The organism is Neisseria sp. (assembly GCF_030527965.1).
GTDB lineage: Bacteria > Pseudomonadota > Gammaproteobacteria > Burkholderiales > Neisseriaceae > Neisseria.
Genome location: NZ_JAUMZU010000012.1, coordinates 32692 through 45111, shown reverse-complemented (window position 1 = coordinate 45111; position 12420 = coordinate 32692). Strand labels below are relative to the sequence as shown.

Here is a 12420-nt window from a genome sequence, read left to right as displayed (position 1 = left end):
CTCTCACAAGCAAAAATCCAACCAGATATTCGACAGACTAACCAAATTAGAGCAAACGCCAGAAAAAAAATTTCAACCCTTCACTAACCTGATAAAACCAAGTTCTCAACCACTGAGTGGAAAGCAATACTAAACCGATGCTAACCAAATAAGAAGTTGCGGCCGTTAACAAAACAAAATTATCGTTCCGCCTAGGGTTTCCATTTAAATTGGGCAGCCAATTATCTCTTAGGTAAATACCGTATAAAAATTGCGCAAACACCACACCCAATACCAATAATCCCAAAGGCCTCAGCAACAAACCCAAAGATGCCACCACGAAACCCAGCTTAAACAAAAATTCTTCAATCTGCCAATTCAAACCGGCATCATTACACCGCTTCTCCAGTAATTTATGCTGGTAATAAACCAAAGCGCAGCCGATTAAAATAAATACCGTTACCGTTCTTTTCATATTAAAAGAAAAGAAAGAAGGAATATGAAAACCCTTGCCAGATACCGGATCCAATACTTGCGGCATCAGCCACATCACCACCAGCAAGATAACCAAAGATGGCAAGCAATACCCCGCAAAACGAGCCCGACTCAACCGATTATTCTGCAAATTTATTTTATTATTTTTCATAGCGAGTAACTTTTGACGAACACCATTTTCAGTTTAATTGATCAGAAAACACTTCCGCAGCAGACGCCACTTTAAAATCTTCATTCGCCCAAGCACCCAGATCAATCTTTTTACAGCGCTCACTACAAAAGGGTCTGTGCGAGTTGCCCTTAACCCACATGACCTCACCGCCGCAAGTCGGGCATTTCACAACCAAAATTTCTTTCATTTTTTATTCCACGATTAAAAAGGGCCTAACCCGCATAACCTATGCCACACTTCCCAAATAATGATAATAGCGGTGCAGGCGCCACACTTTTTCTTGCAATTCGGTCAATGTAGTTTCATTTATCAGTACATCGTCTGCAACTTGCTTCCGTTGAGCATCATCGGCCTGGGTAAGCATAATACCGCGCACATTTTCTTCAGAAAGTCCGCTTCGCCGCATAACCCTAAGAATCCGAGTTGCTTCACTACTATTTACGGTAAGTATTCTATCAACAACATTTTGAAATATTGGTTTTTCCACCAACAACGGTAGCTCAATAATGCCATACAAAGGTGATGTCAATGTAGCCTGCTGTGCTTTGATTTCCTTTAAAATCAAAGGATGCATTAAAAATTCCAAACGTTTCCTAGCGTCCTCACAAGAAAACACTAAATTTCGTAACGCTTCTCTTTTCAGACGGGCATTTTCATCAAACAAAGCATCTCCGAAGGTTTTCCTAATCTTCGGCAGTGCCTCTCCATGTTCGGCAGTTAATTGGCGACTGATAGCATCTGCATCAATCACGGGAGCACCCAAATGCAAAAATTCGGCAGCGGCCTGAGATTTGCCACTGCCGATGCCGCCGGTTATGCCTATCCAAATAGTCATGTCAATCCTGAAGACTTCAACCACCAAGCAATGGCCCCATGCAAAGGAGCGTTTGCAACAAAAGCCAGCCATCCGGCAATAGCCAAACTAGGACCGAAAGCAATCTGTTGTTGTGCATTGGTCACACGCAACACCACAGTTGCCAATAAACCGACCAATGCTGCAACAAAAATAATGACAGGCAAAGTACTGATACCAAGCCAAGCACCTAATGCAGAGAACAATTTAAAATCTCCGCCTCCCATGCCATCAATACCACGGATTTTCTTAAAGATATAATTCAACAACCACAGGCTCACGTAGCCAACAATCGCACCCAATACCGCTTGTTTCAAAGGCACAAACTCGCTGTTTAAATTATAAATCAACCCAAGCCATATCAGAGGCAACGTCAAAGAATCCGGTAAATATTGCGTATCTGCGTCAATGAATGTTAATGCAACCAACATTGCAGTCAATACCAAACCACCCAGTGTCAACCAAGACCACCCATATTGATAGGCCACAATACCGAATAATATTGCAGTCAACAATTCAACCAAAGGATAACGCAAGCTAATCGGCGTATTACAATGATTACACTTTCCCCTCAACAATAAATAGCTGACAATAGGTACATTTTGCCACGGCTTAACCGGATTCTGGCATTTTGGACATCGGGAAGGCGGATACGCCAAAGAGAAAGGCTCTTGCTCATCTGTTGTCGGCTCAATATTAAGATGCTCTTTTGCAAATAGCGTCCACTGCCGATTCATAATTACTGGAATGCGGTAGATAACGACATTTAAAAAACTACCTACCAATAATCCCAACACAATGGCCAACGGCACAACAAACTGCGCATAAATTTCCAATGCCATAATCCTAACCTACCACGTTGCCCAAATTGAACAACGGCAGATACATCGCTACCAGAATCACACCAATAATAGAACCTAATACCACCATAATGATCGGTTCCATCAAAGAAGATAGCTGTGCCACGGCATTATCCACTTCATCTTCATAAAACTCTGCCGCTTTATTCAACATATCTTCCAACGAACCGGATTCTTCACCGATAGAAGCCATCTGCAAAACCATATTCGGAAAAAGTTCCGTGCTTTGCATACTGGAAGTCAATGACATACCTTGGTTTACTTTTGCACGAATATCGTGTGTACCTTCTTCATACAACATATTACCAGAAGCACCGGCTACCGAATCCAACGCCTCAACTAAAGGCACTCCGGCAGCAAACAGGCTAGAGGTAGTACGAGCCCAACGGGCAATGGTTGCTTTGCGCACAATATTGCCGAAAATAGGCATCCGCAACAACCAAGCATCAACCCGACGTTGCAATTTCGGAGAGTTTTGCACTGCTTTTACCGCTCCGATAACAGAAGCAATCATAACAACAATAATTAACCAGCCCCATGCTACAAAGAATCTGGAAATAGCCATCATGATTTGCGTCAAACCCGGCAGTTCAGCCCCCATGCCTTCATATACTTTACCAAATTCAGGCAAGACAAACATCATCATAATCATAACCAATACGATTGCTACTACAACAATCGCGATCGGATACGTCAGTGCACTCTTAACTTTCTTTTTAATCGCTTGGGTTTTTTCTTTATATAAAGCAAGCTTATCCAATAAGCCTTCCAAAACACCGCCGGTTTCACCGGCAGCAATCAAGTTACAGTAAAATCGATCGAAGTATTTGGGATGTTTGGCAAATGCTTGTGCCATCGGGCTACCTTGCTCCACATCACCGCGCACCTGCATCAGGAGCTGGGTCATCGAAGGATTGGAATGTCCTCTGGCTACGATTTCAAAAGCCTGCATAACCGGCAAGCCCGCCTTCATCATTGTCGCCAACTGACGTGTAAAAATAGTAATGTCGGCCTGAGTAATTTTCTTTTTGCGCGTACTCTTTACTTTACTGACGCGAAGCGGTTTGATGCTGCGGCGTTGCAGTTTTTTGCGGGCCTCTTCTTCATCCTTCGCAACCACTTCACCGCGTACAATTTGATCAGTTAATGTATTCTTACCTTCAAATGTAAAACGCTTACCTTTATCTTTCACGCCGATGCCGAAAAGACCGCCCGTATTTTGATCTGATGCCATTATTATTACCTTTTTATTTGTAGTCTGATAACTTATATGAACCAAGGATAACGACAAATATGCCGTTTTCCTTTTCTATAGCCATTTTAATAATTTAACACTTCAAACAAATGTCAATCATTTGTATTACCTAATACTTCCTCAAGAGAAGTAATACCTTGCATTACCTTCAATAGGCCTGCTCGACGCAAATCAACCATGCCTTCTTTATAGGCCATTTCCTGGATATCCACTTCATTACCACCCTCCATAATGATCCGTTGCATTTCTTCGGTAATCGGCATCAATTCATAAACACCGGCCCGACCTTTAAAACCTTTACCACGGCAACGGTCACAGCCAACCGGGCGGTACATCGTCCATTCTTTCGACAAGTCTTCATCAGTAAAACCGGCATGTTTCAGAGCCTCAACAGGTGGCCTCTCTACCGGTGCCTTACAGCTGCACAAGCGGCGTAACAAGCGTTGGGCCATAATCAAGCTGACGGAACTGGCAATATTAAACGGAGCCACGCCCATATTCAGCAAACGGGAAAGCGTTGCCGGAGCATTATTGGTATGCAAGGTGGAGAAAACCATGTGACCGGTTTGCGAAGCTTTAATCGCAATGTCCGCCGTTTCCAAATCTCGAATCTCGCCGACCATGATGATGTCCGGGTCTTGACGCAGAAACGCTTTCAGTGCGGAAGCAAAAGTCAAGCCTTGTTTTTCATTTACATTGACTTGATTAATGCCTGGCAAGTTAATTTCCGCCGGATCTTCTGCGGTGGAAATATTAACATTTTCAGTATTCAGAATATTCAAGCAGGTATACAGTGAAACCGTTTTACCGGAACCAGTCGGACCCGTTACCAATACCATGCCATAAGGACGTTGGATGGCGTCTAACAACAATTCTTTTTGAAACGGTTCGAAACCCAATTGGTCGATATTCAAAGTAGCCGCATCCGAGTTCAAGATACGCATAACCACTTTTTCACCGAACAAGGTCGGCAACGTATTCACACGAAAGTCGATTGGCCGGCCATGTTTTGAAAATGCAATCTGAATGCGGCCGTCTTGCGGCACTCTTTTTTCTGAAATGTCTAAACGGGCCATTACTTTAATACGGGAAGCCAGCTGCCCCCTTACGGCCAAGGGTGGCTGTACTACTTCGCGCAACTGTCCGTCCACACGGAAACGTACGCGTGCAACCTGTTCATAAAACTCAAAATGGATATCCGATGCACCTACGCTTAACGCATCAGACAGGGTTTTATGAATAAACCTCGGAATCGGGCCGTCTTCGGCTTCTTCGTTATCGATGTAGAGAGATTGGGCAGATGTCGAAACATCCTGCTCCATACTCATTTCTTTCAGGATAGAAGTAGATCGCTGGTTTTGCCATTCCAGAATGGTATCCAGCTGATCACTGCGTACAACCACCAAGTCAAACGTAACGCCCGCGGTAAAGGCGATTTTCTGATATGTTTGGATTTGTGTTGGATCAGCCACGGCCAGAAACACTTTTCCGCCTCTACGAAAAATCGGCAAACAGCGATTTTCCAGCATGGCTTCTTCCGACAGAATATCCGTCAATACATTGCTTCTGGGATAGAAAGACAAATCCAATAAAGGATAACTGAAAACCCTAGCCAACAACTCGGCCAAGGCTTCGGGAGTAATAATATTCGCTTCAAACAACAAAGGCGTAATATCTTTTTTTTGTTTCAGTGCTTCTTGAAATCCGGCAGCTTGCTCATTAGAGATAACCTGACTTTGCACCAAAACGCGAAGTAGTCCTACACTCATTTCACTTAACCAATCTGAACCTTTTAATTTGCAGGGTAATGCCTGCAAAAGTGAGTCCCCAAATGACGTTTTAAAATTATTGAATTAAATTAGATTATAAAATAAGTTGCCATTGCATCACACCGGATTATTTAAATTTACTTATCATTAAACCGCACCAACCATCTCTATCCCACCCGTTACCTTATACATGAAAAGGACTTAAACCTTACCAGAACGCCCGAACAAAGAAAGGCATAAGTTCGCAATTTCGCCTTGTGTCTGCCTTACGCCATCTAGTCGCCAATCTCAAAACACACGACATCCCCACATCTGAAACCGACGATAAAGTATCGTAAAATTGCAACTATTTTACGACAACATCTCCTCAACACAACCGCCGAAATTATAAAAAATGCTTTCACCAGCCATAACCCTCAAGCGCATGGAATTGCATCATAACCCAACAATCCGCACTATCTGCTTCATGCCCGATGGTTCTCCCAAATACCTTCCCTTTTTCCCGAACAATCCCTATCTTTGGCTTTAATACAAAATGGTCCATACTTTCAGACAGGCATTCATCTACTTCGGCCTATCTGCCCCCATCTCTTTATTAACCGTTTTTACGCTATAATCGCGCTCCCAGTACTTCTTCGCATCACCGGCCCCAAAAGGTAAAGCTCCATGAACCAGAACATCTTGCCCGATACCCGCCCTTACCCTACCGACCCGGTTAAAAATGATTTGCTGCTCTATGCAAATCAAATTATCCATGCCACACACAACGCCCAAAAAAAACTGGCGGAAGAATCTCTGGATGCCGCGCTATACGGCATGTTAAAACAAAACCATTACCTCGGCCTTTCCGTTGCCATGAGCATGGTACCCGACGCTGCCGTTTACCGTGTTTTGTTAAACAACCTCGACAAGGCGCTGCAAGCCAAAACCGACGATGAAATTCAATGGTTTGCACTACCTGTGGTTTTGGTAGCAGGATGCAATCAAAGCGTTACGCTTACTCCTGATGCCCCGACCATTGAATTAGCGGCCTGTCTGGCCAATTATCCGCACACCCGTCCGCTGACCCATGCTACTTGGTTGCCGCAACTTGTTTCGGCTGCCAGTCTTTCTGCTATAAATGCAGGGCAATGGTTTGCGGCCAAACAAAGCATCGAAGCGGCGGCAGAGTTAGCTTCGTCTTTTGCGAAGGAAGCGCTGCCCATTTCTGCGGGCCAGTCCGTACATGTAGTTTACGCACTAGGCTACGGAAATCGCTCCTTGCTACCTGCGCTTAATATCAATCTGAAAGAAGCCGCCCTCCCTCTGATGCAAGTATGGCAAGAAAATCTTAACATCCCGAAATTAACTTTGTTTACCAACCCGCTCTCGCCGGCATCGCCTTTGCACGCACTCACAGAAGGCAACCATATGCGCCTGCGTATGGCATTGGACGTATTCGCTGCAAACGCTATACGCGCCGTGCGCCTTCAAAACCCGCGCGTCGGCGTTGTGATGGCAGCACAAGCAGGCGGACGCTTATTGTTCGGGTTCAACGCCACCGACCGCCGCTTCGGCCTACAACCGCAAGTGTTTTCATGGCCGCTGTCTCCCGCCGAAAGTATTGCAACCGTACAACAAAATTTTCTCGATTTGATGGTCGAATGCCAAGTAGAGCACATCCGTCTACTGCATAACGCTTTGCCTGAAAATGCGGAATTACCCGATTACGAGCAAGCACTGCAACAGCCCGGCCACAATCCTCTATTTACGCAACAACAAAATATCTAGTAGTCTCATTGCAATATCAATGATAAATGCCTGTCTGAAAAAATTCAGACAGGCATTTATCAATATATTAGGCACAAGGAATCATCAATGCCTTTGTTGTTTGCAGAAAATCTGTTTATCCACCCAATAAACCAGCAGCAACACCGGCACGCCCAAAACAGCCGTAATCAAGAAAAAATTCTGATAGCCAACCTTATCCACGATCATCCCTGAATAACCGCCCAGCAATTTCGGTAACAAAGTCATCAACGAGCTGAAAATCGCATATTGAACGGCAGTAAAACGGATATTGGTTAAAGCAGAAAGAAACGCCACAAACACCGCCCCAGCCAAACCGGCTGCCAGATTATCAGACGCCACCGCAAAATACATCAGCGCCACATCGTGCCCTCTTCCCGCCAGCAGCACAAACAGCAAATTGGTTGCAGAAGCCAACACGCCGCCCAACATCATCATCTTCATCAAAGAAAACCGCTGCGCCAACAAACCGCCCAAAAATCCACCACCAATCGCCATAATCAAGCCAAACGTCTTAACTGCAGTCGCAATTTCCTCTTTGGTAAAGCCCAAATCCTGATAAAACACATTGGAAATCACACCGGCCACAATATCAGAGATCCGGTACAACCCGATTAACGCAAGCAACAGAACCGCCGATTTCCCATAACGGTGAAAAAAATCCATCACCGGATCCAACCAAGTTTTTTTCGCCAACCGAGCCGGAACCAAACCGCTTTTCACCACCAACACACAAGTCAATCCCGCCGCTGCCAAACCGGACAACAAACGAACTGCCTCAATCAAAAACGCCGCCAGCACAACATCTGTTTTCGGCAATACCTTGCCAAGCATCGAAAAAACAATCACAAAAGCCGATGCCATCAAAACAAACAAAAGCAACAAACGAAAATTATCGGCAGAGCCGCCTGCCTCAGAATGCCTGTCTGAAACGTCCGGTTCGCGGCACAACAAAGTCGCCAAAATCCCAACTCCCATCGTCAACGCCATAATTAAGTAAGTATGACGCCAAGCCGTATAAACATAAGCCCCTTCTTTCGAACCCAGCCACGACGCGAGAAACAAGGCACCGGCACCGGCCACAATCATGCCGATACGGTAGCCCGCATTATAAGTGGCGGCTGTAACCGATTGCATCGCATCGCTGCCTTTCGCCACCTCAATACGATAAGCATCAATAACCACATCTTGCGTGGCCGACGAAAACCCCAGCAAAACCGCCGCTGCCGCCATCACAACCAAAGCGCCTCCGTCCGACGGATCTATCCAAGCCATGCAGCAAACCGCAATCACAATAAAAACCTGAGCCGTCAGCAACCACGAGCGGCGTTTACCAAGCAATCCGTTCAACAACGGTATCTGAAGCGAATCAATCAAAGGCGCCCAAACAAATTTAAAAGAATAAGCCAACGCCGCCCAGCTGAACATTGTCACCGTGCCCCGATCAACGCCAGCCTCGCGTAACCAAAGCGAAAGACTGGAGAAAATCAGCAAAAGCGGCATTCCGGCCGAAAAACCGAGAAAAAAAAGCGTGACGGCACGATGATCACAATAAATAGCCAAGGCCTTGCCCCAGCCTGTTTTCGTTGCAGACATGAAAAACCCTAAATGCCTATCTGAAAGCATCCTCACAAACACAATCGGATGGCAGACAAGCTGAAAAATCAAGATGTCAGATTGTATCTCAAATCAGCAAAAGCACAATATGAACCACAAGACATTCAATATATTAAATCATATATATAACAGACTAAACACAAATACAGTCAACATGATTGATTCGACTCATCCCGCCCCGCAAATAATAACCCGATATACAAACACCTAACTAACTAAAAACTCAAGGAATTTAAAACCGCTGGGTAGTTAAAAAATACCATTTATCACGGAATAAAAAATATTGTTGCACGACTCAAAATGACCCTCTAGCATTCCTTCAAACATCCAAATTTATAGTTAAACTGATTAAACTTCTGGGGAAGAAGAAAATGTCTCAACAAGCTATGAAACCCTTATGCAAAAGCGTGTTAAGTGCTTTAGCATTTATATCACTAAGCGGCAGCGCCTATGCTGCACAGCTATCTACAGCACCTTTTTTACTTAAAAATCAAACACTAACAAAAAGCAAAACAAAAATCAAACCGAACATCATGTTGCTCATTGATGATTCGGGCAGTATGAAATGGATACCGGAAACAGACCGAGAACCAAGATATAACGGAGAAGAATCAAGATTAAGCATTACCAAAAATGCATTAAATATAGTATTAGATAAATATCAAGATCAACTCAATTGGAGCCTGCAAACATTGAACAACAACAACGATGTTCAAATGGCTCACTATACAGACAACTGGCAAAACGTAAAAAACATAGTAAACAACATAACAGCAAAGGGGGGCACACCTACTACCCGACGTTATTATGAAGTTTCTCAGTTTGTACGAGATCAAACGAAATACCGTTGTCAGCCTAACTATATCGTCGTAATGTCTGACGGCGATGCTAACTACAGCTATACGGTTGACCGATGGGTTAGAGGATATAACCACAATCACCGGCGCGACAACTCATACTCGCCGAATAACGTTTATCCCGTATTCGGCGCAAGAAACCGCCTGCAAGACAGCTACTTCGGCACCCGGGAAGGCGGTGATTTTGATTATTCCGTTACTCTCAACCGAGGATCATTACAAGTTGACATTTGGGATACCATTTGGGATCGCAACGATGGTTTAAAATGGTTCAGCAAAACCTTGGCGACCCGTGATTTCAAAACGGAAGGCACCGATGCCACCGGCGTTAGCTGGAACGGCGGGCCGAATGATCCTAAAGTAGACGGCAAAAGCAAATACGCCAAACAATTGGTAAACACCTTTACCGTCGGTTTCGGCAAAGGCATGACCCGACAGGGGGAAACATATCTCCAAAACGGTGCCAGCGATGCCAGTTTTTATTACAAAGCGGATGATGCAGAAGAACTAAGCCTCGCCTTTAAAAAGATTTTTGAAATTGCCACCTCCTCCGATGCCAATACTGCCATTGAATCAGGCAGTACCGCAGCACCGGCCATTATCGGAACCAAGTCGGCCAATGCTGTATCAGCCGTACAATTAGACAGCGGTTCTTGGAGCAGCCAAATACATCTTTATGTGATAAACAATAATAAAATTTTAAACAGCTACAAACAGCCTTCTTTTACAAACCGTAAAACCTTGATTAATACCGGCGCCGGAACCTACTTCGTAGACCAAATATCGGCCAATAACAATGCCGGGCTGAATAACCAATTTTTCGGCATCACCGATAACGGGCAAAACTCAACAGAATGGCTGAACGCACTATTGCCGTGGACCGTTCGCAGCAATAGCAAAACCGATGAAGCCATCCAGCAAGAGGCTAAAAATAACAATTACTCGCAAACTTACCGTATCCGCGAACAAGGCAAACGCGACTTGGGCGATATTATCGACAGCCCTTTAACTGCCATCGGCCCGACATCGCACGGACGGCAAGAATTCCTTGTTACCGCAGCTAACGACGGCATGGTGCATATTTTCCAAAGCGCCAATAGCGCAAACAACCCTTATGATTTGAAATTGAGCTATATCCCGGCCGCAATGGAACGCGGCGGAGAAAACGGCTCGGGCGGAGACACTTTAGCCAAAACCTTAAAAGAAGTCGCTAATCAACAATACGGCAAAGATGCAGAACATCCCCACCGCTACCTAATCAACGGCGGATTGACTGCCATAGGAACGCCACCTAACAAACAAGGCCGCCGCCAATTCTTTATGTTCGGTGCAATGGGCCAAGGTGGTCGCGGTGCGTATGCCCTCAACATCGGCGGCTATAATCGCGTTAACAATACCGCCATTGCCTTAAACAACAATTCATCTGCATGGGATAAGGAAGTTCCTTTATTCGAAACAGAAAAGGGCAAAAACAACAAACTGGGATATACCATCGGCACGCCGAATATCGGTCGGGTATCGATTAATTCTGAGAAATCAGACATTCGCTATGCCGGTTTCCTAGCCAGCGGCTACAGCAAAAAACCTGATGTTAAATCTACCAATCAAGATACGGACAATGAAACCGCGTTATATATCTACGATATGCTGGGGCAAGATGCCAACACGGGAGCGGCAAAAGGAAAATCAGGCACTTTGTTGAAAAAAATCGTTGTTAATAACGGTGTCGGCGGCCTTTCATCGCCCGTGCTTTTAGACACGAACCTTGACGGTATTTACGATCTTGCCTATGCCGGTGATTATGGCGGCAATATGTATCGTTTTGATTTGCGCGGTAATCTGCAAGACTGGAAAGTTACCCGTATCTTTGCCGGCAAGCGTACGCAGCCTATTACGGCAGCACCTATAGTTTCATACCGCTCAAAAGATAAGTATGTCATTATTTTTGGCACGGGCAGCGATATTTACAACGAAGACTTGGAAAATAAAGATGCCCAATCTATTTACGGCATTTTCGATGATGTCAGCCAAACACCAACCGCTTCAGCAACCTCAAACGATTTGTTGAAACAAACCTTTACCCAAAGAGGCCAGAATTACTATTTGAGCAACAACAAAATAGAGAGCAATCATAAAGGCTGGCAAATCGATTTGACCGGCTTCAAAACTGGAGAACGTGTGGTAACTCAAGGTAAAATGATTCTGAAAACGGCCGTGCTGGATACCCGCGCCTATGTAGCGGAGTCAACCACGAAAACCTCCAGCAAAAGCGACCTCTGCCTACCGGATACAGAAACCACCAAGGTAGCCAGCGACAGCCGCCAGATTCAAATGAATAGTGAAAACGGCGGTGCGCTAACGGCTAAAAGCGCTCGAATTAATTATTATCAAGGTAGTTACGTTGATCCCAAAACTAAAGAAACATTTTACGCCAACGCAAAAGCCTTCCTTGGCAGCCTGATCAGCACCAATTACCAATCCGCAACCAACAACACCAGCCCGACAACTTTAGACGGGCAAGGCGGTGGCAGCGGCTTGGACGAGGCCATGATCAGCAGCAACAATATCAAAAGGCCGCAGAATACTTGCTTTACATCTGCGGAAAAAGGCCTTGTGGTTATCGGCAAAACCAGCGGATCACCGGAAACACCTGATTTAAGCGGTCCACAATGCGGACAAAACGTCCGCCGCATCAGCTGGCGCGAATTGATTTGATTGATTCTGCATTTTCAGAAATAATGCCTGTCTGAACGTTTCAGACAGGCATTTTCTATC

At 45.0% G+C, this 12420-nt stretch carries 9 protein-coding genes; 2 read left to right on the top strand and 7 right to left on the bottom strand.

The features are described from left to right. Nucleotides 1-46: 46 nt before the first annotated feature. From Q4A84_RS06755 to pilB, 6 genes are all read right to left on the bottom strand, one after another. A complete protein-coding gene (locus tag Q4A84_RS06755; protein ID WP_303088172.1) occupies nt 47-625 on the bottom strand; it encodes a hypothetical protein in 579 nt (192 codons plus the stop codon). A gap of 28 nt (nt 626-653) precedes the next feature. Beyond that, complete coding sequence (locus Q4A84_RS06750) at nt 654-833, bottom strand: DNA gyrase inhibitor YacG (protein WP_303088171.1); 180 nt, start codon at nt 831-833, stop codon at nt 654-656. Between the two features lie 39 nt (nt 834-872). Next, nucleotides 873-1481, bottom strand: coding sequence for a dephospho-CoA kinase (gene coaE, locus Q4A84_RS06745; RefSeq protein WP_303088170.1), 609 nt, complete (start codon nt 1479-1481; stop codon nt 873-875). Then, a complete protein-coding gene (locus Q4A84_RS06740) occupies nt 1478-2341 on the bottom strand; it encodes an A24 family peptidase (protein WP_303088169.1) in 864 nt (287 codons plus the stop codon). Before Q4A84_RS06740 ends, coaE begins: the two co-directional genes overlap by 4 nt. A gap of 4 nt (nt 2342-2345) precedes the next feature. Beyond that, a complete protein-coding gene (locus Q4A84_RS06735; protein ID WP_303088168.1) occupies nt 2346-3593 on the bottom strand; it encodes a type II secretion system F family protein in 1248 nt (415 codons plus the stop codon). Between the two features lie 113 nt (nt 3594-3706). Further along, the gene (pilB, locus tag Q4A84_RS06730) at nt 3707-5383 is read right to left on the bottom strand and encodes a type IV-A pilus assembly ATPase PilB (RefSeq protein WP_303088167.1); all 1677 of its coding nucleotides are present in this window, start codon (nt 5381-5383) and stop codon (nt 3707-3709) included. A gap of 666 nt (nt 5384-6049) precedes the next feature. Between pilB and Q4A84_RS06725 the strand changes: the two genes are divergently transcribed. Further along, the gene (locus tag Q4A84_RS06725; protein ID WP_303088166.1) at nt 6050-7153 is read left to right on the top strand and encodes a conjugal transfer protein; all 1104 of its coding nucleotides are present in this window, start codon (nt 6050-6052) and stop codon (nt 7151-7153) included. Between the two features lie 84 nt (nt 7154-7237). Here the strand turns inward: Q4A84_RS06725 and Q4A84_RS06720 are convergent, their stop codons facing one another. Next, nucleotides 7238-8767 carry an MFS transporter gene (locus Q4A84_RS06720; RefSeq protein WP_303088165.1) on the bottom strand — a complete coding sequence of 510 codons (1530 nt, stop codon included), beginning with the start codon at nt 8765-8767 and terminating at the stop codon, nt 7238-7240. A 554-nt stretch (nt 8768-9321) separates the two neighbouring features. Here Q4A84_RS06720 and pilC point away from each other — a divergent pair. Beyond that, entirely contained in the window at nt 9322-12360 is a 3039-nt protein-coding gene (gene pilC, locus Q4A84_RS06715) for a PilC family type IV pilus tip adhesin (protein ID WP_303088164.1), read from the top strand. Nucleotides 12361-12420: the final 60 nt, after the last annotated feature.

Bases quoted from the DNA above. Each gene is read 5' to 3' on its own strand.
- Q4A84_RS06755 (WP_303088172.1), bottom strand. From the start codon at position 625: ATGAAAAATAATAAAATAAATTTGCAGAATAATCGGTTGAGTCGGGCT.
- Q4A84_RS06750 (WP_303088171.1), bottom strand. From the start codon at position 833: ATGAAAGAAATTTTGGTTGTGAAATGCCCGACTTGCGGCGGTGAGGTC.
- coaE (WP_303088170.1), bottom strand. From the start codon at position 1,481: ATGACTATTTGGATAGGCATAACCGGCGGCATCGGCAGTGGCAAATCT.
- Q4A84_RS06740 (WP_303088169.1), bottom strand. From the start codon at position 2,341: ATGGCATTGGAAATTTATGCGCAGTTTGTTGTGCCGTTGGCCATTGTG.
- Q4A84_RS06735 (WP_303088168.1), bottom strand. From the start codon at position 3,593: ATGGCATCAGATCAAAATACGGGCGGTCTTTTCGGCATCGGCGTGAAA.
- pilB (WP_303088167.1), bottom strand. From the start codon at position 5,383: ATGAGTGTAGGACTACTTCGCGTTTTGGTGCAAAGTCAGGTTATCTCT.
- Q4A84_RS06725 (WP_303088166.1), top strand. From the start codon at position 6,050: ATGAACCAGAACATCTTGCCCGATACCCGCCCTTACCCTACCGACCCG.
- Q4A84_RS06720 (WP_303088165.1), bottom strand. From the start codon at position 8,767: ATGTCTGCAACGAAAACAGGCTGGGGCAAGGCCTTGGCTATTTATTGT.
- pilC (WP_303088164.1), top strand. From the start codon at position 9,322: ATGTTGCTCATTGATGATTCGGGCAGTATGAAATGGATACCGGAAACA.